The organism is Nonomuraea sp. NEAU-A123 (genome assembly GCF_018603905.1).
Lineage (GTDB): Bacteria > Actinomycetota > Actinomycetes > Streptosporangiales > Streptosporangiaceae > Nonomuraea.
The window spans coordinates 32,149-52,167 of the sequence record NZ_JAHFZZ010000005.1 but is presented as its reverse complement, the minus strand read 5'-3'; the positions used below and the strand labels follow the sequence as shown (position 1 = coordinate 52,167).

At 70.2% G+C, this 20,019-nt stretch carries 20 protein-coding genes and 1 pseudogene; 6 read left to right on the top strand and 15 right to left on the bottom strand.

Annotated features, from left to right (window positions below):
* The first annotated feature begins 54 nt into the window (after window positions 1–54).
* Complete coding sequence (pgl, locus tag KLK06_RS15935) at window positions 55–828, top strand: 6-phosphogluconolactonase (RefSeq protein ID WP_214636257.1); 774 nt, start codon at window positions 55–57, stop codon at window positions 826–828.
* A gap of 6 nt (window positions 829–834) precedes the next feature.
* On the opposite strand, the gene add is transcribed toward pgl, so the two are convergent.
* From add to KLK06_RS15915, 4 genes are all read right to left on the bottom strand, one after another.
* Window positions 835–1,854: an adenosine deaminase gene (gene add, locus KLK06_RS15930; protein WP_214636256.1), complete on the bottom strand. Its 1,020-nt coding sequence runs from the start codon at window positions 1,852–1,854 to the stop codon at window positions 835–837.
* Between the two features lie 83 nt (window positions 1,855–1,937).
* Window positions 1,938–2,510 (bottom strand): TetR/AcrR family transcriptional regulator, encoded by a 573-nt coding sequence (locus KLK06_RS15925; RefSeq protein ID WP_214636255.1) that lies wholly within the window; start codon window positions 2,508–2,510, stop codon window positions 1,938–1,940.
* A gap of 11 nt (window positions 2,511–2,521) precedes the next feature.
* Entirely contained in the window at window positions 2,522–3,391 is an 870-nt protein-coding gene (locus KLK06_RS15920) for an oxidoreductase (protein WP_214636254.1), read from the bottom strand.
* A 40-nt stretch (window positions 3,392–3,431) separates the two neighbouring features.
* Window positions 3,432–4,193: a hypothetical protein gene (locus KLK06_RS15915; RefSeq protein WP_214636253.1), complete on the bottom strand. Its 762-nt coding sequence runs from the start codon at window positions 4,191–4,193 to the stop codon at window positions 3,432–3,434.
* A gap of 64 nt (window positions 4,194–4,257) precedes the next feature.
* Between KLK06_RS15915 and KLK06_RS59895 the strand changes: the two are divergent.
* Window positions 4,258–4,674: pseudogene (locus tag KLK06_RS59895) on the top strand (Clp protease N-terminal domain-containing protein); the annotation flags it as partial.
* Window positions 4,675–4,890: 216 nt separating this feature from the next.
* On the opposite strand, the gene KLK06_RS15905 reads toward KLK06_RS59895, so the two are convergent.
* Window positions 4,891–5,913 (bottom strand): GNAT family N-acetyltransferase, encoded by a 1,023-nt coding sequence (locus tag KLK06_RS15905; RefSeq protein WP_214636251.1) that lies wholly within the window; start codon window positions 5,911–5,913, stop codon window positions 4,891–4,893.
* A 96-nt stretch (window positions 5,914–6,009) separates the two neighbouring features.
* On the opposite strand from KLK06_RS15905, the gene KLK06_RS15900 reads away from it, so the two are divergent.
* The 3 genes from KLK06_RS15900 (at window position 6,010) to KLK06_RS15890 (ending at window position 9,669) form a co-directional block, all read left to right on the top strand.
* The gene (locus KLK06_RS15900; protein WP_214636250.1) at window positions 6,010–7,401 is read left to right on the top strand and encodes an FAD-binding oxidoreductase; all 1,392 of its coding nucleotides are present in this window, start codon (window positions 6,010–6,012) and stop codon (window positions 7,399–7,401) included.
* Between the two features lie 17 nt (window positions 7,402–7,418).
* Window positions 7,419–9,038 (top strand): amidohydrolase, encoded by a 1,620-nt coding sequence (locus KLK06_RS15895; RefSeq protein WP_214636249.1) that lies wholly within the window; start codon window positions 7,419–7,421, stop codon window positions 9,036–9,038.
* A gap of 76 nt (window positions 9,039–9,114) precedes the next feature.
* Window positions 9,115–9,669, top strand: coding sequence for a hypothetical protein (locus KLK06_RS15890; protein WP_214636248.1), 555 nt, complete (start codon window positions 9,115–9,117; stop codon window positions 9,667–9,669).
* 98 nt (window positions 9,670–9,767) lie between these two features.
* On the opposite strand, the gene KLK06_RS15885 is transcribed toward KLK06_RS15890, so the two are convergent.
* From KLK06_RS15885 to gap, 5 genes are all read right to left on the bottom strand, one after another.
* On the bottom strand, window positions 9,768–10,112 hold the full coding sequence (locus tag KLK06_RS15885; RefSeq protein WP_214636247.1) for an RNA polymerase-binding protein RbpA: 345 nt from the start codon (window positions 10,110–10,112) through the stop codon (window positions 9,768–9,770).
* A 68-nt stretch (window positions 10,113–10,180) separates the two neighbouring features.
* A complete protein-coding gene (gene secG, locus KLK06_RS15880; protein ID WP_214636246.1) occupies window positions 10,181–10,411 on the bottom strand; it encodes a preprotein translocase subunit SecG in 231 nt (76 codons plus the stop codon).
* A gap of 99 nt (window positions 10,412–10,510) precedes the next feature.
* Window positions 10,511–11,293, bottom strand: coding sequence for a triose-phosphate isomerase (tpiA, locus tag KLK06_RS15875; protein WP_214636810.1), 783 nt, complete (start codon window positions 11,291–11,293; stop codon window positions 10,511–10,513).
* The gene (gene pgk, locus KLK06_RS15870) at window positions 11,290–12,477 is read right to left on the bottom strand and encodes a phosphoglycerate kinase (RefSeq protein ID WP_214636245.1); all 1,188 of its coding nucleotides are present in this window, start codon (window positions 12,475–12,477) and stop codon (window positions 11,290–11,292) included. The genes tpiA and pgk overlap by 4 nt, the downstream gene beginning before the upstream one ends.
* Window positions 12,477–13,481 carry a type I glyceraldehyde-3-phosphate dehydrogenase gene (gene gap / locus KLK06_RS15865; protein WP_214636244.1) on the bottom strand — a complete coding sequence of 335 codons (1,005 nt, stop codon included), beginning with the start codon at window positions 13,479–13,481 and terminating at the stop codon, window positions 12,477–12,479. The genes pgk and gap overlap by 1 nt, the downstream gene beginning before the upstream one ends.
* Before the next feature lie 186 nt (window positions 13,482–13,667).
* Between gap and KLK06_RS15860 the strand changes: the two genes are divergently transcribed.
* Window positions 13,668–14,279: a hypothetical protein gene (locus tag KLK06_RS15860; protein ID WP_214636243.1), complete on the top strand. Its 612-nt coding sequence runs from the start codon at window positions 13,668–13,670 to the stop codon at window positions 14,277–14,279.
* A gap of 329 nt (window positions 14,280–14,608) precedes the next feature.
* Here the strand turns inward: KLK06_RS15860 and whiA are convergent, their stop codons facing one another.
* The 5 genes from whiA to KLK06_RS15835 form a co-directional block, all read right to left on the bottom strand.
* The gene (gene whiA, locus KLK06_RS15855) at window positions 14,609–15,589 is read right to left on the bottom strand and encodes a DNA-binding protein WhiA (protein WP_214636242.1); all 981 of its coding nucleotides are present in this window, start codon (window positions 15,587–15,589) and stop codon (window positions 14,609–14,611) included.
* 71 nt (window positions 15,590–15,660) lie between these two features.
* The gene (yvcK, locus tag KLK06_RS15850) at window positions 15,661–16,578 is read right to left on the bottom strand and encodes a uridine diphosphate-N-acetylglucosamine-binding protein YvcK (RefSeq protein WP_214636809.1); all 918 of its coding nucleotides are present in this window, start codon (window positions 16,576–16,578) and stop codon (window positions 15,661–15,663) included.
* Between the two features lie 65 nt (window positions 16,579–16,643).
* Entirely contained in the window at window positions 16,644–17,510 is an 867-nt protein-coding gene (rapZ, locus tag KLK06_RS15845) for an RNase adapter RapZ (RefSeq protein ID WP_214636241.1), read from the bottom strand.
* Between the two features lie 22 nt (window positions 17,511–17,532).
* The gene (gene uvrC / locus KLK06_RS15840; RefSeq protein ID WP_250905580.1) at window positions 17,533–19,443 is read right to left on the bottom strand and encodes an excinuclease ABC subunit UvrC; all 1,911 of its coding nucleotides are present in this window, start codon (window positions 19,441–19,443) and stop codon (window positions 17,533–17,535) included.
* A 96-nt stretch (window positions 19,444–19,539) separates the two neighbouring features.
* Complete coding sequence (locus KLK06_RS15835) at window positions 19,540–19,980, bottom strand: Rieske (2Fe-2S) protein (RefSeq protein WP_214636239.1); 441 nt, start codon at window positions 19,978–19,980, stop codon at window positions 19,540–19,542.
* Between the last annotated feature and the right edge of the window lie 39 nt (window positions 19,981–20,019).

Genomic DNA, 20,019 nt, shown 5'->3' with positions numbered 1-20,019 from the left:
TGTCATGGGGGGTCGCGCACGGCCGGTGGCCGCCGATCGTGAAAGAGTGAGCTCGTGAGCGTTCCCAATGTGGTCGTCCATCGTGACGGCGACGTCCTCGCCAAGGCCGTGGCGGCGCGGATCATCACCCGGCTGGTCGACGTGCAGTCGGCCAAGAGCTCGGCGTCGCTGGTCCTGACCGGTGGCACGGTCGGCCACGCGACGCTGGCCGCGATCGCCGCCACGCCGGCGCGCGACGCGGTCGACTGGCAGCGCCTGGACATCTGGTGGGGCGACGAGCGCTTCCTGCCGACCGGCGACCCCGAGCGCAACGAGACGGGCGCCCGCAAGGCGCTCCTCGACCACGTCGAGCTCGACCCCGAGCGGGTGCACGTCATGCGCGGGCCCGATTCGGGGATGTCGGCGGAGGAGTCGGCCGAGTCCTACGCGGCCGAGCTGCGCAAGGCGGCCCGGCCGGAGGATCACGGGCCGGTGCCCAACTTCGACGTGATGCTGCTCGGCATCGGGCCCGACGCGCACGTGGCGTCGCTGTTCCCCGGGATGCCGGCGCTGTACGACACGCGGCCGGTGGTGGCCGTCCACGGCGCTCCCAAGCCGCCGCCCACGCGCGTCTCGCTGACGCTGCCGACGATCCAGGCCTCGCGCGAGGTGTGGGTGGTGGCGGCGGGCGAGGAGAAGTCGGGCGCGGTACGACTGGCGCTGTCCGACTCCGGGCCCGTCCAGGTGCCGGCCGCCGGGGCCAGGGGCCGGGGGCGGACGCTGTTCCTGCTCGACCGGACCGCCGCCGCCAAGCTCCCGCCGGGCCTGGGCCGCATCGCCTCCCCCTGAGCCGCTTCAGGCGGCCAGCGCGTCGATCTCGGCCAGCAGGGCCTGCTTGCGCTCCGGCGCCAGGAAGGACGCCTGCACGCCGTTGCGGGCGAGCCGCGCCAGCTCCGCCTCGCCGAGGCCGAACACGCGCGCGGCGACGCGATACTCGCCGGCCAGGGTGGTGGCGAACATGGGCGGGTCGTCGCTGTTCAGCGTGACGAACAGCCCCTCCTCCAGCAGCCTGGGCAGCGGGTGGTCCTCGATGCGGGCCACCTGCCCGGTGCAGACGTTCGACGTCGGGCAGACGTCCAGCGGAAGCTGCCTCTCGCGCAGGTAGGCCACCAGGCGCGGGTCCTGGAGGCAGGAGATGCCGTGGCCGATGCGCTCGGCGCCCAGCCCCTCGATGACCTCCCAGACACTCTCGGGACCGGTCATCTCGCCGCCGTGCGGCACGCTGTGCAGCCCCGCCGCGCGTGCCGCCGCGAACGCGTCCCGGAAGACGTCACGGTACTGCGGTCGGCTCTGCTCGATCCCGGCCAGGCCGAAACCTACCAATGCGGCGGGAGGTTCCTCCAAAGCGTGCATGACCGTGATCTTGGCCGCCTCCTCGCCGAACTCGCCGGGGATGTCGAAGATGTAGGCCATCTCCACCCCGTGGTCGGTCACGGACCGGCGGGCGGCCAGGTCGAGCGCCTCGGTGACCTCGCGCACGGGCATCCCGACGATGCTGTGGGCGTACGGGGTGACCTGTAACTCGGCGTAGCGGGCGCCTTGGGACTCCAGGTCGCGGGCCAGGCCGAGCACGAGGGTGGCGACGTCCTCCGGCTCGCGGACCAGCGCGTTGACGGCTCGGTACACCTGCGCGAAGTGGGGGAAGTCGCGGAAGGCGTAGAACGCGCGCAGTCCCTCCTCCGTCGTGGGGACCGGGCCGCCCGGGTGGCGGCGGGCGAGCTCCAGGACGGTGGCCACGGAGGCGGAGCCGACCAGGTGCACATGCAGCTCCACCTTGGGCAGGGCGTCGATGAAGGCGTCGGTGGGGGTCGTCATGGCGACGACCCTAAGGCCGCCATTTCGCCCCAAAACAGGGTTTGGGGCGAAATTTCACATAAAGATGTGAGGTTTTGTGGGGCTTATCTCGCCCAGGCGTGGACCAGCGGCAGCAGGACCATGTCCACCGAGTCCGCGACGAAGGACTCGTCGAACGGCGGCCCGAGGAAGATCATGCGGTGCCAGACCAGCGCCTCCGCCACCCCGAACAGCCGGCCCGGATCCACCGGCCCCGGCAGGTCGCCGCGCTTCCTGGCCCGCGCCAGCAGCGCCTCCACCCCGCCCAGGTCCTTGGCCGGCATGTGCTCGCGCAACGTCCTGGCCAACTCCTGGTGGGAGACCAGCGTCGAGGACAGCCCCATGATGAGGCCGTGCTTGCGTTCGACGGCCCCGCACAGGCCGCCGAACACCGAGGCGAGATCGCCGCGCAGCGAGCCGGTGTCGTCGACGGGCGGCGTGTCCATGTCGAACCGGCAGCAGATGACGTCGACCACCAGCTCCGGCTTGCCCGCCCACCGGCGATAGATGGTGGCCTTGCTGGCCTTGGCCCGCTTGGCGATCTGATCGACCGACATGCGGTCGTAGCCCATCTCCGACAGCAGCTCCAGCGTCGCATCGAGGATGGCCCGCTCCCGCTCGGGGTCGAGTGGCGCCACGTGCACGTCCTTCAGCTGTAGGTGATCTCCTCGAATCGTACGCCGGTCAGCCGTGTGGACACCTCCCACAGATCGGCGGCGAGCCGCTCGGAGCGGGCCGCCTCCGACGGCGTGAGCAGCTGGGTCTTGGGGCCGACGTACTCCCCGCCGTGGATCTCCGGCGAGGTGGCCGCGTACAGGGAGGACACCGCACCGGCCGCCGCGCTCTTCAGGAACACCCCCATGAGGGGCTGTAGCGGCCCCAGCGTGAAGAAGTTGGTGGCCGTGACACCAGGATGGGTGGCGACACTGACCAGGTCCACCTGGGACCGCTGAGCGCGTCGCTGGAGCTCCAGGGCGAAGAGCAGGTTGGCCAGCTTGGAGCGGCCGTAGGAGCTCATCTTCTTGTAACCGTGCTCCAGGCCCAGGTCGTCGAGGTCCAGCTTGCCGGCCTTGTGCGCGTCGCTGGAGACGGTGACCACCCGCGCGCCGGGCCGCGACAGCAGCAGGGGCAGCAGCAGGCCGGTGAGCGCGAAGTGGCCCAGGTGGTTGGTGCCGAACTGCAGCTCGAAGCCGTCACGGGTCAGCTGCCGCGGGATCATGCCGATGCCCGCGTTGTTGACCAGCAGGTCCACCCGGTCGACGCCGGCCGCGAAGCTCCTGACCGAGGCGAGGTCGGCCAGGTCCAGCGTGCCGTGCTCGACCTCGGCGCCGGGGACGGCCCGGCGGATCTCCTCGACGGCCGCGCCGCCCTTGGTGGCCGAGCGGGTGGCCACGATGACGCGGGCGCCGTGCTTGGCGAGCTCGAGTGCGGTGGGCAGGCCGATGCCGCTGTTGGCGCCGGTCACGATGGCCGTCTTGCCGCTCAGGTCGGGCATGTCGGCGGGGGTCCAGGTCCTCATCACCACTCCAGGTGTACGAAACCGTTTCGTACACCATAACCTAACGCTCCGCCCGCTGCCGCGCGTGCCGCTCTTCCCGTTGGGCGACCTCCATCCGCTGGGTGCTCTCGGCGAGCCTCTTGCGGGCCTTGGCCAGCTTCCGCTCCAGCCGGGCGACCCGCTCGGCGCGCTCGTCGCGCTCCTGTACGACCTGTTCCAGGGCGGCGACCCACTCCCGGTGGGCGTTCTGCGCCTGCTGCCGTTCGGCGGCCTTCCTGGCCTCGGCCTCTTCTCGTTGTTTCGCCTCGGCCGCCGAGTCCGCCGGCTTTTTGGCAGGTCTGCCGCGCGGCACCGGGGCCGGAGCGAAGCCGCTGTAGCTGAGCGGCTTGGCCAGCCGGCCGCGCCGTACCTCCTCGGCCGCGCCCGCGTCCACGACGGCGGCGTCGAGCGTCTGCTCGGCCTCGGTCGCCGCGGCGGCCGACAGGCCGGTGTCCCGCCTGATCAGCCGGGACAGGAGCCCCGCCAGCTCGCCGCGCCGCCGGGTCAGCTCCGCCAGCGCCTCGGCGTCGTGCGCCTCCCACGCCTCGCGCAACCGCTCCCCGAGCGCCAGCAGCTCGCCGAGGTCGTCCGGATGCTCGCGGACCAGCCGGTTCACGGCCGACGCGGACACCGTGGGCTTACGCAGTCCGGCGATGTCGCGGGCCAGCCGTACGTCGCCCGCGTCCTTGGCGGCGCGGGCCTCGCCCTCGCGCGCGGCGGTGAACTCGGACGGCGGGAGCGCATACAGGCGACCGGCCACCTCGTCAAGATCCACACTGGTCAAATACCCCACATCCGCTGGTTTGTAGCGCATAGTGGAGGCACGCCACTCGAACGGAGGGCCACCGGTGTTCGAGCGCTTCACCGACCGTGCCCGAAGGGTCGTCGTCCTCGCCCAGGAAGAGGCGCGGATGCTGAGCCACAACTACATCGGCACGGAACACATCCTGCTCGGCCTCATTCACGAGGGCGAGGGCGTGGCGGCACTGACGCTCGACAGCCTCGGCGTCGACCTGGGGAACGTGCGCGCGTACGTCGAGCGCGAAGTGGGCCAGGGCGACACGGCGCCGAGCGGGCACATCCCGTTCACCCCGCGCGCCAAGAAGGTCCTGGAGCTCTCGCTGCGCGAGGCCCTGCAGCTACGCCACAACTACATCGGCACCGAGCACATCCTGCTCGGGGTGATCAGGGAGGGCGAGGGGGTCGCCGTCCGCGCGATCGTGGACGGCGGCGTGGAGCTGGGCGACCTGCGGCACCGCGTGCTCACCCGGGTCGGCCAGGGGTCGAAGGAGCGGCCGAGCGAGATGTTCTTCGCCGCCGGCACGATGCTCGGCGAGCGGCTCACCCAGATCCAGGAGAGCCTCGACCGCATCGAGCGCCACCTGGGCATCCAGCAGCCTGACCAGGCGGCGTCCGACCCGGAACCGTCAGAACAGGAATCCGGGCCGGACGAAGGTGACCACAAACCAGGCGAGAGCGCGTCAGGCTGACGCCAGCGCGCCGACCGGCAGCCTGGCCTCCATCACGCCCGGGTCCTCGGTGTAGCCGATCGTGGCGCCCAGCGACAGCAGGAGCCGCCGCATCCGTACGTTGTCGGACAGCATCGTGGCCCTGACCTCGGCGTAGCCGAGATCACGCGCCTCGCGCACCAGCGAGCGGGCCAATGCCGTGCCCAGACCGCGCCCCTGCCAGCGGTCCTCGACCAGGAAGGCCATCTCGGCGATGCCGGGATCGGGAGTGAACATCAAGGAGGCCATGGCCACCACCTGGCCGTCGTGCCCGGCGACGATCGAGTGGCCGCGGCTGCGGTCGCAGAGCTGGTCGAACATCCGCGCCGGCAGCGCGGGCATCGAGGTGAAGTAGCGGAACCTGCGGGCCTCGGGCGAGCACCTGTCGTGCAGGTCGCGTATGGCCTCCCGGTAGATCGAGGTGAGCGGCCGGACCGTGACCTCCTCACCGTCGCTCAGCCTGATCACGGGCTCGCCGGCGCTCTGCTCGACCGGCGGCTGCGCGAGCCGGACGAAGGAGGCCGCCCTGGCCGCCTCGGTCAGCGTGAAGGGCAGCTCGGCGCGGCGCAGCCGGACGGCCCGCTTGGGCGCTACGGGCACCACGAGCAGGGTCGGGTCGGGAAGGTCACTCACGGCTTCACCATAGATCCACCGGGCATCGTCGGCGCGCAGCAGCTCGGCCAGGAACTCCGGCAGCCGCCACGGCATGGACCGCAGCCGGGAGGCGAGCAGCAGCGCGCGGGTGGGCTCGTCGGTCAGCTCGTGCGCCGTCGCGGGGACCACCTGGACGCGGCGTCCACCCGCCCCTTCCAGGGCCTCGCGCACGGCCTCCGGGCTGGCCGGGATGTCGGCGACGAACTCGTCGACGGTGCCGTCCGCGTCCGACTGGACGCTCAGGCCGAGGATGTTGCCGCCCCTGTCGGCCAGGGCCGCGGCCAGGGAGGCCAGCCGTCCCGGACGCTCGTCCACCGTCGTGCGAATGCGCAAGAATCCCATACGAAGAGGATGCCGGGGCGGTGTTACCTGGCCGCTACCGCCGTGTTTCGAATGCGAATTTCGTAGCGAGATGCGGCGTATAGGAGGATAACGGCCATGAACGCGCAAGTCTCCCTGTCGTCCGGATTCGTGAACGGCGACGTCTCCTTCTGGTACCGCTCTTCCGGCGCGCCTTCCCCTGGTCCACGCCTCGACGGCGACCTCCAAGCGGACGTGGTGATCGTCGGTGCGGGCTACACAGGATTGTGGACCGCCTACTACCTCAAGCAGGCCCGGCCGTCGCTGAACGTGGTGGTGCTGGAGAAGGACTTCGCCGGGTTCGGGGCCTCGGGGCGCAACGGCGGCTGGCTGACCGGCGACCTGGCCGGGTCGCACCAGCGCTATGCCAGCACGCACGGGGTGGATGCGGCGCGGCGGCTGCAGCGCGAGATGTACGCCTCGATCGACGAGGTGATCGGGGTCTGCGAGAAGGAGGCCATCGACGCCGACGTCGTCAAGGGCGGCGTGGTCAACGTGGCCCGCACTCCCGCCCAGGCGGCCCGGCTGCGGGCCTCGGTGTCGGCCGCCCGCGCCTGGGGCATCGAGGAGGCGGACCTGCGGCTGGTCGATCCCGCGGAGCGGCTGCGGGTGGCTGGCGCCGTGGCCGCCTCCTGGAGCCCGCACTGCGCGCGGATCCAGCCCGCCAAGCTCGTACAGGGGCTGGCGGGGGCCGTCCGGGATCTCGGGGTGACCGTCTACGAGCGGACGCCCGTCACGGAGATCGCCCCGGGGCGGGCCGTGACGCCGTTCGGGACGGTCCGGGCACGTCACGTGCTCCGCGCGACCGAGGGGTTCACCGCGCAGTTGAAGGGGCTGCGGCGGCAGTGGCTGCCGATGAACAGCTCGCTGATCGTCACCGAGCCGCTGCCCGCCTCCTTCTGGGAGACGGTCGGCTGGCAGGGGTCCGAGCTGCTCGGGGACATGGCCCACTACTACATGTACGCGCAGCGGACCGCCGATGACCGCATCGCCTTCGGCGGGCGCGGCCGGCCGTACCTGTACGGCTCGCGGGTGGACGCCAGGGGGCACACGCACGAGCGGACGGTCCAGGCGCTCTGGGAGCTGCTGATCGACTTCTTCCCCGCCGCGGCGTCCTCCTCGGTGGCGCACGCGTGGTCGGGGGTGCTGGGGGTGCCGCGCGACTGGTGCTCGACCGTGCACGTCGACCCGGCCACCGGCCTCGGCTGGGCGGGCGGCTACACCGGCCACGGGGTGACGACGGCGAACCTGGCCGGCCGTACGCTGCGCGACCTCGTGCTGGGCGAGCGGACGGCGCTGACGGAGCTGCCGTGGGTGGGGCGCCGGGTGCGGGCCTGGGAGCCGGAGCCGCTGCGCTGGCTGGGGGTGCACGCGATGTACCGCTTGTACCGGATGGCCGACCACCGGGAGCGGTCGATGCCGCGCACGTCCGTGCTGGCCCGCGTGGCCGACCTCATCACCGGCCACTGACCACCAGGGAGCACATCTTGAACACGCTTTTCCGAGGGGGCCGCGTCTTCACCGCGAAGACCGATTTCGCCGAGGCTGGTTTCGCCGAGGCCGTGCTGGTCCGCGACGGCGTGATCGCCGCTGTGGGAGACGAGCGGGAGCTGGTACGGCTTGCGCCGGGCCACGAGACCGTGGACCTGGCGGGCGGCCTGCTGGTGCCCGGGTTCACCGATGCCCATGTGCATCCGGTGCAGGCGGGCCTGGAGCGCGCCAAGTGCGATCTATCCGAAATTTACGGACTCGATGCCTATTTGGCGAAGATCGCCGACTATGCGGCGAAAAATCCTGAAAAAGAGTGGATCGATGGCGGTGGGTGGGACATGTCGGCCTTCCCTGGTGGGTTGCCGCACCGCGACCAGCTCGCCTTCGCCGACCGGCCCGTCTACCTCATCCAGCGTGACCACCATGCCGCCTGGGTCAATGCCCGCGCCCTGGAGTTGGCCGGCGTCACCGCCGGCACCCCCGACCCCGCCGACGGCCGGATCGAGCGCGACGCCGACGGCACGCCCAGCGGCGTCCTGCACGAAGGCGCGATGGACCTCGTCGGCCTCCTCACTCCCCGCCCCGCCGCCCAGGACCTGGACCGGGCGCTCGCGGAGGCGGAGCGGTACCTGTTCTCGCTCGGCATCACCGGCTGGCAGGACGCCATCGTCGGCTCGTACGCGGGCTCGGTGGACCAGTTGCCCACGTACGTGTCGGCGGCCGGCTCCGGCAGGCTGCGGGCCCGCGTGGTGGGCGCGCTGTGGTGGGACAGGACCCGTGGTCTCGACCAGCTCGACGACCTGGCCGCGCGGCGCGCCTCGGCGGAGGGGCTGGACCGGTTCCGCGCAACCTCGGTGAAGATCATGCAGGACGGCATCACGGAGAACTTCACGGCCGCGACGCTGGAGCCGTACTGCCTCTGCGGCGGCACGGGCCTGTCCTACGTCGACCCGGGCAAGCTCAGGACGTACGTGGCCGAGCTGGACCGGCTCGGCTTCCAGGTGCACGTCCACGCGATCGGCGAGCGGGCCGTCCGCGAGGCGCTCGACAGCCTTGAGGGCACCTCCCCCGCCAACCGGCACCACATCGCCCACCTGCAGATCATCGAGCCGTCGGACGTGCCGCGCTTCGCCGCGCTCGGCGTGACGGCCAACCTGCAGCCGCTCTGGGCGACCCACCACGCGCAGATGGACGAGCTGACGCTGCCGTTCCTGGGCGAGCCCCGCTCCTCGTGGCAGTACCCCTTCGCCGACCTGCTCGCCCACGGCACGAGGTTCTGCGCGGGCAGCGACTGGCCGGTGTCGAGCGCCGATCCGCTGCAGGGCATGCACGTGGCCGTCAACCGCACGGAGCCCGGCGGCTCGGTGCATGCCGGCTATCCGACGGCGCAGACCCCGTTCCTGCCCGGCCAGCGCCTCGACCTGGCGACCGCGCTGACGGCGTATACGGCGGGCTCGGCCTGGATCAACCGCTCACCCGCCGGCGTGATCGAGCCGGGCCGCCCGGCGGACCTGGTCGTCCTGGACCGCGACCCGTTCGAGCTGCCGGAGCGCGACATCTGGACGACTCGGGCGCGCATGACGTTCGTGGACGGCGTCGCCGTACACGAGGGGTAGCCCTGCGGAACGCGCACTTTTCCCAGGTACGGTCGCCTCCGACTCGAACGGAGGCTGACATGGTGATGCGGCGAACGTGGGCCGTCGCGGCGCTGGCCTGCGCGACGACGGTGACGCGCTGGTCTCGACGTCGCTCATGCGCACGATGGCCGCCGGGGGGCTCACCCGGATGCCGTTCCTGCACTGCATGCTCTTCGCCGTCCCGCTGACGGTCGTGTACTGGCGCGACCTGGGGCCGGGACGACGGATCGCGGCCGTGGCCTGGCTGGCGTCGATCCTCGCGGTCTGCGGGTGGTTGCTGCCCGTACCGCTTCACTGGACCGACCTGGCGGGGCTGGTGTGGCCGCTGGCGTTCACCATCGGCGCCTCGGGAGTGCGCGACCTGCTGGACCTGGACACCACAGGGGTGGACCACGACCTAGCCGCCGAGCACGCCGCCGCGGTACGGGAGGGCTACCTCAGCGGCCGAGCCGACGTACTCCGGCTGGTGGAACAGGTCGCGGCGGAAGCCGCCCACCGCCTGACCACGGACCGGGAGTCGCTCGACCCCCGCTTCCTCCCAGAGCTCGAACGCCGCCTGGACCAGGTCCGCGAACACGTCTCAGCCCTACGGCGCCAACCAGGCCCCTGACCGCCCCTGGAGTTACGCCACAACGTCAGAAGGGCCCCGGCGCAGTGCCGGGGCCCTTCTGACGTATGTACCTCTGAGATGACAAGGCCCTGCTGGTCCTACCAGGGAGACTTGTTGTTGCGGAGACGCTCCAGTGCTTCCTCGAGGATCGCCTTGCCGTCCTTGTCGCTCCTGCGCTCCTTCACATAAGCGAGGTGCGTCTTGTACGGCTCGTTCCGGGGCGGGGCAGGCGGGGCCTGCTCGTCCTGGCCGGCCGGGAGACCGCAGCGTGGGCAGTCCCACATTTCGGGCACCGCCGCGTCGCTGGCGAAGCTGGGACGCGTCTCATGCATGTTGGCGCACCAGAACGAGACCCGCACTCTCGGAGCTGCCTCGCCGCGCTCGGCCTCCCCCATCGGGCCGGCGCCGACACGGCTGCCACGGATCGCGTTGCCACTACCCACGGATGAACTCCTCGCTCGATCGCCCCGTGACACACGGGGGGAGAATCACTGTCACGCGTCAACCTGACTCAGGGCCTGAGAAGCAGGCCCAGAGCGATGATGCAGACGAACCAGACGGTGCCCGTGATGACGGTCAACCGGTCGAGGTTACGCTCCACCACCGAGGAACCACCGAAGTTCGACGAGAAACCGCCGCCGAACATGTCAGACAAGCCGCCACCCTTGCCCTTGTGGAGCAGGACGAGCAGGATCATGAGACAGCTCGCCAAGATGAGGGCGATGGAGATTCCGATTTCCACGGTATGCCTAGTCCTTCAATGCTCTGTCACGCGTGACGATTCAAACTTGCCTCTAGAGGGTACGGCTTGTTGTCAAGTCGCACCCCCGGAACGACTCAGTTAGCCGGACATATCGGAGAAACGGCAGATCTTTACGAACTCCCCGGCATCGATGCTGGCACCGCCCACGAGCGCGCCGTCGATATCGGGTTGAGCCATGATCCCTGCGATGTTGCCTGACTTTACTGACCCTCCGTAGAGGATACGTACTGCTGAGGCCACTTCGGCGTTGTACAGCTCAGCGAGTCTGCCTCGCAGTGCCGCACAGACCTCTTGGGCGTCCTCGGGAGTGGCCACCTCGCCGGTGCCGATCGCCCACACCGGCTCGTAGGCCACTACCATCGATTGTGCCTGCTCAGCGGAGATTTTGCGCAGTCCACCGTCAAGCTGGTTCAGGCAGTGTGACACGTGTTCGCCCGCCTGGCGCACGGGCAGGCCCTCGCCCACGCACAGAATCGGCGTGAGCGAGTGGCGGAGTGCCGCCTGCGCCTTGGCGTTGACCAGGTCGTCGTCCTCGTGGTGATACTGACGCCGCTCCGAGTGGCCGGCCAGGACGAACGTGCAGCTCAGCTTGGCCAGCATCGCGCCCGAGATCTCGCCGGTGTAGGCGCCCGCTTCGTGCTGGGACAGGTCCTGCGCGCCGTAGACGATGCGCAGCTTGTCGCCGTCGACGAGCGTCTGGACGCTGCGAAGGTCGGTGAAAGGCGGCAGGACGGCCACCTCCACCCGGTCGAAGTCCTTGTCGGTGAACGCGAAGGCGAGCTTCTGGACCAGAGAGATGGCCTCGAGGTGATTGAGGTTCATCTTCCAGTTGCCGGCGAAGAGCGGCTTTCTCACGGTCAGTCCTCCAAGGCGGCGAGTCCGGGGAGGGTCTTGCCTTCGAGATATTCGAGGCTCGCTCCGCCACCGGTGGAAATGTGCGAGAAGCCGTCTTCGGGCAGGCCGAACTTGCGCACGGCCGCCGCCGAGTCGCCGCCGCCGACCACTGTCAGGGCGTCGGCCCTGATCAGCGTCTCGGCCACGGCCCGGGTGCCGCCGGAGAAGGCGTCGAACTCGAAGACGCCCATGGGGCCGTTCCAGAAGACAGTTTTGGCGTCGGCCAGCTTGGCCGCGAACAGCTCACGGGTCTTGGGACCGATGTCGAGCCCCTCGCGGTCGGCCGGGATGGCGGTGGCCTCGACCACGTCGTACGGCGCGTCCTCGGCGAAGCCGGTCGCGGCCAGCACGTCGACGGGCAGCACGAGGTCGACGCCACGCTCGGCGGCCTCGTTGAGGAAGCCGCGCACCTGGTCGAGCTGGTCCTCCTGGAGCAGCGACTTGCCGACCTCGTAGCCCTGAGCCTTGAGGAAGGTGTAGGCCATGCCGCCGCCGATCAGCAGCCGGTCGACCTTGGCCAGCAGGTTGGCGATGACGCCGAGCTTGTCGGAGACCTTGGCGCCGCCCAGCACCACCACGTAAGGGCGCTCGGTGTCCTCGGTGAGCTTCTTGAGCACCTCGACCTCGGCCACGATGAGCCCGCCCGCCGCATGCGGCAGCAGCCGGGGCACGTCGTAGACGCTGGCGTGCTTGCGGTGCACCGCACCGAAGCCGTCGCCCACGTAGAGCTCGGCGAGTCCGGCCAGCTTCTCGGCGAACGCGCCCCGCTCGGCGTCGTCCTTGGACTCCTCGCCCGGCTCGAACCGCAGGTTTTCCAGCAGGGCGACCTGGCCCTCCCGCAGCGCGTCGACGACGCCGTGCGCGCTGTCGCCGACCACGTCGGTGGCGAAGGCCACGTCCTCGCCGAGCAGCTCGGCGAGGCGTTCGGCGACCGGCTTCAGCGAGAGGCCGGGTGTCGGGCGGCCCTTGGGGCGGCCCAGGTGAGCGCAGACGACGACCTTCGCGCCCGCGCCGGTCAGCGCCTTGATCGTCGGCACCGACGCGCGGATGCGGCCGTCGTCGGTGATCGTCTCACCGTCGAGTGGGACGTTGAGGTCGGCGCGTACGAGCACGCGCCGACCCTTCACGTCGAGATCGTCGAGCGTACGCATCAGAGGTCCGCGCCCACCAGCTGGATGAGGTCGACGAGGCGGTTGGAGAAGCCCCACTCGTTGTCGTACCAGCCGACGACCTTCACCTGGTTGCCGATGACCTTGGTCAGGCCGGCGTCGAAGATGCAGGAGTGCGGGTCGGTGACGATGTCGCTGGAGACGATCTCGTCCTCGGTGTAGCTGAGCACGCCCTTGAGCGGCCCCTCGGCGGCGGCCTTGAACGCGGCGTTGACCTCTTCGACGGTCACGTCACGGCCGACCTCGACGGTCAGGTCGGTGGCCGAGCCCGTGGGGATCGGCACGCGCATCGCGAACCCGTCGAGCTTGCCCTTGAGCTCGGGCAGCACCAGGCCGATGGCCTTGGCCGCACCGGTCGAGGTGGGCACCACGTTGACGGCGGCGGCGCGGGCGCGGCGCAGGTCCTTGTGCGGGCCGTCCTGCAGGTTCTGGTCCTGCGTGTAGGCGTGGATGGTGGTCATCAGGCCCTTCTCGATGGTGAAGGCGTCGTTGAGGACCTTCGCCAGCGGAGCCAGGCAGTTGGTGGTGCAGGAGGCGTTGGAGATGATCGTGTGCTTGGTGGCGTCATAGGTGTTGTCGTTGACACCCATCACGATCGTGACGTCCTCGTTCTTCGCCGGGGCGGAGATGATGACCTTCTTGGCGCCGTTGTCGGCGTGCACCTTGGCCTTGGCGGCGTCGGTGAACAGGCCGGTCGACTCCAGCACCACGTCGACGCCGAGGTCGGCCCACGGCAGCTTGGCCGGGTCGCGCTCCTCGAAGACCTTGATCGCCTTGCCGTCGACGATGATCTCGTCGCCGGCGACCTTCACCTCGTAAGGCAGGCGGCCGAGGATGCTGTCGTACTTCAGAAGGTGGGCGAGCGTCGCATTGTCGGTCAGGTCGTTGACCGCAACGATCTCGATGTCCTTGCCACTGGCGGCCACCGCACGCCAGAAGTTGCGGCCGATGCGGCCGAAGCCGTTGACGCCTACGCGGATGCTCACGGGAACCGATCTCCTCGTACGTGATGGCGAGCTGAAAACCTCAATGACAAACCCTATCGGACCCAAATTGGTTTAGACCACTGGACTCCCCTTAGCGCGAATCCGCGATCCGGCCGCGCAATTTGTGAGCTTCGAGTAAAGTGCCCGACTCGTCGGAGTAAATTCGGGCATTCTCTGGGGGCTGAGATGTCACAACCTAGGTCCGGGCTGCTGTCTGGCCTGGTCGTGGGCTTCATAGCCACGCTCATCTGCACCATCGCACAGGCGGCGGCACTCCACTACGGAGCCCGCTTCATTCCGGCTGCCTTCCTGGCCGCCGGCGACGGTCTCTGGGCGATGACCGCGATCGCCTTCGCCATGGCTCTCCTCCTGTCCCTCCTGGTATGCCTGGTCAGATCGAGCAGCCGGGTCCTGCCGTGGTGGTCAGCCCTCTGCGCGATCGCGGCGGTGGCCCTGGGCTGGACCACCGCCCGCGCGACGAGCACCGGCGGCGAGCCGGACCTGAGCCTCGACCGGCTCAGAACCACCTTCCCGAGCGAGCTGGCGAACCTCTGGTCCTCGCTGAAGGACTCCTGGGAGCCCTGGCTGCCCCTGGCCGCGGCGGCCCTGACGGCCTATCTGCTCGTACGCATACGCGTGGGCCGCGTCCGAGCCCGCCAAACCTCCGTCACCCCGCCCGAGGACCCGACCCCCGCCGAACCGGAGTACCGAGCCCCCTTCGAGCCCCTCCAAAGCCCCACCAGCCCCCCACGCCCCACCGGCGACCTCTTCACCCCAAGGGACACGGGCCGCGCCTGAAACGACGCACCAGCCGATCCACGGACTCGAGGCACAAGCCCGACCAACGGACTCGGCGCACAAGCCCGATCCACGGAATCGGCCAGCGAACCCGCACGTCACGGTGAGAAGCCCCCTCACCGGAGGAGCGTTCCCCTGGACAGGGCCCAGCTCACGACGGCGGTTGGCGCCCACCGTGCCGTGCCGTAAAGCATGAAGAGCCTTGACGGCAGGACGCGCACGGGGAGAACCCGCACAGGACGAACGCACGGCAGCCACCGACCCGCGCAGAAGACGGCTTTACCGGGCCCGTAGACACCACCAAGCCAGACAGAGCCGCATAAAGACCTCTACTGGGAGAGCATGTCCACGGTGAGGTTGGCCTCGGTGTTGGGGATGCCCAGGTCGGTCGCGCGTTTGTCGGCCATCGCCAGCAACCGCCGGATACGTCCGGCGATCGCGTCCTTGGTCAGCGGCGGATCCGCGATCTGCCCCAGCTCCTCCAGAGACGCCTGCTTGTGCTCCACCCGCAGCCGCCCCGCGATCACCAGATGGTCGGGCGCCTCGTCACCCAGGATCTCCAGCGCCCGCTGCACCCGTGCCCCCGCCGCCACCGCCGCCCGCGCCGAGCGGCGCAGGTTGGCGTCGTCGAAGTTGGCCAGCCGGTTGGCCGTGGCCCGCACCTCGCGGCGCATCCGCCGCTCCTCCCAGGCCAGCACGCTGTCGTGCGCCCCGAGTCGCGTGAGCAGCGCGCTGATGGCGTCGCCGTCACGCACCACCACCCGGTCGACGCCGCGCACCTCCCGCGCCTTGGCGTGGATCTTGAGCCGGCGCGCCGAGCCCACCAGCGCCAGCGCCGCCTCGGGCCCCGGGCAGGTGACCTCCAGCGACATGGAGCGCCCCGGCTCGGTCAGCGAGCCGTGCGCCAGGAACGCCCCGCGCCACGCGGCCTCGGCGTCGCAGGCGGCCCCCGCCACCACCTGGCGAGGCAGGCCGCGGACCGGGCGCCCGTGGTTGTCGATCAGGCCCGTCTGCCGGGCCAGCGCCTCACCGTCGCGGTAGACGCGCACGACATAGCGCGACCCCTTGCGCAGCCCGGCGGGTGCCAGCACGAGCACCTCGGCCTTGTGACCGAACACCTCCCCGATGTCCTTGATCAGCCGCCGCGCGGTGGCGTTGGTGTCGAGCTCCGCCTCGATCACGATGCGCCCGCCCACCAGGTGCAGCCCACTGGCGAACCGCAACAGCGTGGACACCTCCGCCTTCCGGCAGCAAGGCTTCAGCACTGGCAGGCGGCTCAGCTCGTCCTTCACCACACCCGTCATCGCCATAAGCGTTAGTCCTCCCCCATTCAGACCGACTCTCAGCAGTCTCTCGCACCTTTGCGCCGCGCCGACCAGGATCAACGCTTCTGGAGGAAAATCTCGTCCAGGACGGAGGCAAGACGTCGTGCGTCATGTCGGGGAGAGCCGTCGGCGGCGGCGACGTCGGCCATGACGAGCCGCCCGCCGAGCGCGGCGGCGGCCTTCTCCAGGGCGTCGAGGTCGTCGACCACGCCGGTGTCGGCGAGCACGACGTCGACCCGCAGGTCGCGCGCGTGCTGCCGGAGCACCTCCAGGTGCTGCTGGGGTGAGAAGTCGTCGGTCTCGCCGGGCTGCGGCGCCAGGTTGAGCGTGACCAGCCGCTTGGCCTTCGACTCGTGCAGCGCCCTGGCCAGCGCGGGCACCTTGAGATGCGGTAACACGCTGGTGAACCAGGACCCCGGCCCGAACACCAGCCAGTCGGCCTCCAGCACGGCCCGTACGGCCTCGGGCCGCGCGGGCGGGTCCTCCGGCACCAGCGAGATGGCCTGCACCCGGCCGGGGGTCAGCGCGCAGGCCACCTGCCCGCGTACGGTCGAGATGACGCCGTCGAGCTCCACCTCGGCCACGATGTCGAGCGGCACCGATGCCATCGGCAGCACCCGGCCGTGGGCGCCGAGCAGCCGGCCCACCCAGTCGAGGCCCGCCACGGGGTCGCCGAGCAGCTCCCACAGCGCCACGATGAGCAGGTTGCCCACGGCGTGGCCGTGCAGGTCGCCCTCGCTGCGGAAACGGTGCTGGACGACCTCGCTCCAGGTGCTCCCCCACTCGTCGTCGCCGCAGAGCGCGGCCAGCGCCATGCGCAGGTCGCCGGGAGGCAGTACGCCGAGCTCGCGCCTGAGCCGCCCGCTGGAGCCGCCGTCGTCGGCGACCGTCACCACCGCGGTCAGGTCACCCGCCACGCCGCGCAGCGCGGAGAGCGAGGCGTAGAGCCCGTGCCCGCCGCCCAGCGCCACCACCCGCGGCCGATCACCGGACGCCGGGCCTGCTACGACCGCGTCACCTGGGGCTTCGCCTTCATCGGTCACTCCCGCCCCACATCCCGGTGACTGACCTGTACTTCCATGCCGCGATCACGCAGCCGGCCGGCGACCTGCTCGGCCATGGCCACGCTGCGGTGCTTGCCGCCCGTGCAGCCCACCGCGAGCGTGGCGTAGCTCTTGCCCTCGCGCGCGTATCCGGCGGCGATCACCTGCAGAACCTCCTCGTACGCGTCGAGGAACTCCTTGGCGCCGGGCTGGCCGAGCACGTAGTCGCGCACCGGCGCGTCAAGCCCGTTCATCGGCCGCAGCTCCGGCACCCAGTGCGGATTGGGCAGGAACCGGCAGTCGACCACGAGGTCGGCGTCGACCGGCAGGCCGTACTTGAAGCCGAAGGAGACCACGTTGAGCCGCAGCCCCGGCCGGTCCTCGCCGCCGAAGAAGTTGACGATCTTGTTGCGCAGCTCGTGCACGTTGAGCGAGGAGGTGTCGATCACCAGGTCGGCGTTGGCCCGCACCTCGCGCAGGATGCCGCGCTCACGGGCGATGCCGTCGACTAGGCGGCCCTCGCCCTGGAGCGGGTGGGGTCTGCGTACGTTCTCGAACCTGCGCACCAGCCCCTCGTCGCTGGCTTCCAGGAACACCACGCGCACGCGTACGCCGCGGCCTTCGAGCTCTTCGATGGCGGCGTTGAGGTCGGTGGTGAAGGCCAGGCTGCGCACGTCGACGACGGCGGCCACCTTGTCGGCGGCCAGCTTGACCTTGCCCGCCTCCTCGGCCATGGCGAACAGCAGCCCCGGCGGCAGATTGTCGATGACGAACCAGCCCAGGTCTTCCAACGCCTTGGCCGCGGTGCTGCGCCCCGCCCCTGACATGCCGGTGACGATGACGAACGCCGGCTCGGTGTTCATTGCCTCACTCCGTTCGGCGGGCTCACTGGCTCTCCCCCTTCAGCGTCGACGCGATCACCTCGGCGATGGCCGGGCCGATGCCGGGAACCTGGCAGATCTCGGCGGCGGTGGCCTCGCGTAGCTTCTTCACGGAGCCGAAGTGTTTGAGCAGCGCCTGCCTGCGTGCCGGCCCGAGGCCGGGCACGGTGTCGAGCGCGCTCTCTTTTACGCTCTTGGACCTCTTAGCACGATGGTAGGTGATGGCGAACCGGTGTGCTTCGTCCCGCACGCGTTGCAGCAGGTAGAGGCCCTCACTGGAGCGCGGCATGATCACCGGCTGATCGTCGCCGGGCAGCCACACCTCTTCGAGTCGTTTGGCCAGACCGCACACGGCGACGTCGTCGATGCCGAGCTCGTCGAGTGCCCGCTGGGCGGCGGCCGCCTGGGGCCCCGCGCCGTCGACCACGACCAGGTTGGGCGGGTAGGCGAACTTGCGCGGCTTTCCGGTCTCCGGATCGATGGGCCCGTTGGGTCCGTCGGCGTCGTCGTCGGCCGCCAGCTCGCCGGTGGCCGAGCGCTCCTCCAGATAGCGCCGGAACCGCCGCTGGATGACCTCGTAGATGGAGGCGACGTCGCCTTCCTTGGTCCTGACGGCGAAACGGCGGTATTCGCTCTTGCGCGGCAGGCCGTCCTCGAACACCACCATCGACGCCACGACGTTCTCGCCCTGCAGGTGGGAGACGTCGTAGCACTCGACGCGCAGCGGCACCTGGTCGAGGTCGAGCGCGTCGGCGATCTCCTGCAGCGCCTTGCTGCGGGTGGTCAGGTCGCCGGCCCGGCGGATCTTGTGCTGGGCGAGCGACTCCTTCGCGTTGCGCTCGACGGTCTCCATCAGCGACTTCTTGTCGCCGCGCTGCGGCACCCGCACCTCGACCCGGGCGCGGCGCTGCTCCGACAGCAGCTCGGTGAGCGCCTCGGCGTCGGGCGGCAGCACGGGCACGAGGACCTCGCGGGGCATCGACTCGGCGCCCGCGTCGCCGTACATCTGCAGCAGGAACTGCTCGACGAGGTCGCCGGGCGAGGCCTCCTCGACCTTGTCGACCACCCAGCCGCGCTGGCCGCGGATGCGCCCGCCACGTACGTAGAAGACCTGGACGGCGGCTTCGAGTGGGTCTTCGGCCAGCGCGATCACATCCGCGTCGGTGCCCTCGCCGAGGACGACGGCCTGCTTCTCGAGAGCGCGCTGCAGGGCCTGGATGTCGTCGCGGAGCCTGGCCGCCCGCTCGTATTCCTGCTCCGCGGCGGCTTCGCGCATGTCGCGCTCCAGCCGCTTGATGAAGCGGCCGGTGTTGCCCGCCATGAAGTCGCAGAAGTCTTCGGCCAGGTCGCGGTGCTCGTCCGGGGTGACCCGGCCGACGCACGGCGCCGAGCACTTGTCGATGTAGCCGAGCAGGCACGGCCTGCCGATCTGCCCGGCCCGCTTGAACACGCCCCCGCTGCACGTGCGGACGGGGAAGACGCGCAGCAGCAGGTCGACGGTCTCGCGGATGGCCCAGGCGTGCGAGTAGGGGCCGAAGTAGCGGGTGCCCTTGCGCTTGGCGCCCCGCATCACCTGCACGCGCGGGAAGTCATCGCCCATGGTGACGGCGAGGTAGGGGTAGGACTTGTCGTCGCGGTATTTGACGTTGAACCGCGGGTCGAACTCCTTGATCCAGGAGTATTCGAGCTGCAGCGCCTCGACCTCGGTGCCGACCACCGTCCAGTCCACGTCGGCGGCGGTGGTGAGCATGGACTGCGTGCGCGGGTGCAGCGCGGAGAAGTCGGCGAAGTAGGAGTTGAGCCGCTGTCGCAGGCTCTTGGCCTTGCCGACGTAGATCACTCGGCCATGCGTGTCCCTGAACCGGTAGACGCCCGGAGAGTCGGGAATGGAGCCCGACCGGGGCCGGAAACTCAGGGGGCTGCGCGTTGATCTCGCCACGTTCAAAGACTAACGGGCCGCACCGACAAGGCAGCCCGCCGTACCAGCCATCCTGGTACGGCGGGCGTGCGCCTAGGCGAGCGTGATCTGATCTCCGTCCACCTTGATCTGCTGCTCCGGAAGCGGCTTCTTGGCCGGCCCGGCGGTGACGGAGCCATCCTCGATCTTGAACTTGCTGCCATGGCACGGGCAGTCGATCGTGCCGTTCGCGACGCTGCCGACCGAACACCCCTGGTGGGTGCAGATCGCGCTGAACGCCTTGAACTCGCCCGACTTGGGCTGCACTACCACCACCTTCTGCTCCTTGAAGACCGTCCCCCCACCGACGGGGATCTCGGAGGTCTTCGCCAGTGCGCCACCCGCGGCCGCCGGAGCGCTGGACTCCGTCGTAGCCGCCGAGGCCTGCGTGCTGGACGTGGCGTCATTGCTACCGCACGCGGTCAGCGCCAGTGCCAGGCCACCCACACCCACACCGGCGATCACCGCCCTGCGACTCTGAAGGTCTTCTCCCATGTCGCTCACCCAACCGCACGCAGGTGAGAAATTCATGAG

Coding starts and splice junctions, on each gene's coding strand:
- add (WP_214636256.1), bottom strand. CDS start 1,854: ATGACGACCCCCACCGACGCCTTCATCGACGCCCTGCCCAAGGTGGAG.
- KLK06_RS15920 (WP_214636254.1), bottom strand. CDS start 3,391: ATGAGGACCTGGACCCCCGCCGACATGCCCGACCTGAGCGGCAAGACG.
- KLK06_RS15905 (WP_214636251.1), bottom strand. CDS start 5,913: ATGGGATTCTTGCGCATTCGCACGACGGTGGACGAGCGTCCGGGACGG.
- KLK06_RS15900 (WP_214636250.1), top strand. CDS start 6,010: ATGAACGCGCAAGTCTCCCTGTCGTCCGGATTCGTGAACGGCGACGTC.
- pgk (WP_214636245.1), bottom strand. CDS start 12,477: ATGCGTACGCTCGACGATCTCGACGTGAAGGGTCGGCGCGTGCTCGTA.
- KLK06_RS15860 (WP_214636243.1), top strand. CDS start 13,668: ATGTCACAACCTAGGTCCGGGCTGCTGTCTGGCCTGGTCGTGGGCTTC.
- whiA (WP_214636242.1), bottom strand. CDS start 15,589: ATGGCGATGACGGGTGTGGTGAAGGACGAGCTGAGCCGCCTGCCAGTG.
- rapZ (WP_214636241.1), bottom strand. CDS start 17,510: ATGAACACCGAGCCGGCGTTCGTCATCGTCACCGGCATGTCAGGGGCG.
- KLK06_RS15835 (WP_214636239.1), bottom strand. CDS start 19,980: ATGGGAGAAGACCTTCAGAGTCGCAGGGCGGTGATCGCCGGTGTGGGT.